This window comes from Vibrio sp. YT-19(2023) (assembly GCF_033337395.1).
Window position 1 is genome coordinate 1 of record NZ_JAWOQN010000609.1, and the last position, 653, is coordinate 653.

Below are 653 nucleotides of genomic sequence, written 5' to 3' on the forward strand. Positions count from 1 at the left end.
CGATTAAGACCGTGGTGCGAGCACTGAACCCGGGGCAGGCGACAGTCGGTATTCGTGGTAGCTTCCATCCTGGTTTCCAGCAGCTCCACGCTGAAGTCGAGCACGAAATTGGCCAAACGGCGCATGCTGTGGTGTCGTTTAAAGGCCAGTCGGGTGAGTCAGAATACAACCCGAAAGTGAGCCAGACAGTATGGCTTAGTCAAACCAGTGGCGTGACATCTCACTACTGGACAGAGCAAATGCTGTCAGAGGTGCCAATGCCTACGGCTTGTCCATTTGGTACAGAAGAAACCGACATGAATCAAATGGCGAACACGGTGTTAGCTACCATAGCGGTTGTCTTGTTTGCTGAAATGCATTACAGAGAACAAGCTTTTAAACGTGCATTTTCGTACTGGGCGTCGTATTGCGCAGCGAACTGATTGCATGACTGCCTAACGATACAAAGTTGTTGGATCGGATTCCTTTATCTATTGTTTGTGTATGCTCGTCAGTGATGAATTTATCACCACAAGTCTCTCTTTGCTGGTTAGCATAAACATCACCATTGCGGTGATGGGTTTACTTTTCGATAAGAAATGAGGACATGGATAATGCTAAAGCACACGACGTCAAGTGAAAAGGCGGCTCACCCCATCCCGCAAGAAGCCTTC

The 653-nt window shown here is 48.4% G+C and carries 1 pseudogene; it reads left to right on the plus strand.

The features are described from left to right. Positions 1–422 (plus strand): annotated as a pseudogene (locus R7E78_RS27425) (glycosyl transferase); the annotation flags it as partial. Between the last annotated feature and the right edge of the window lie 231 nt (positions 423–653).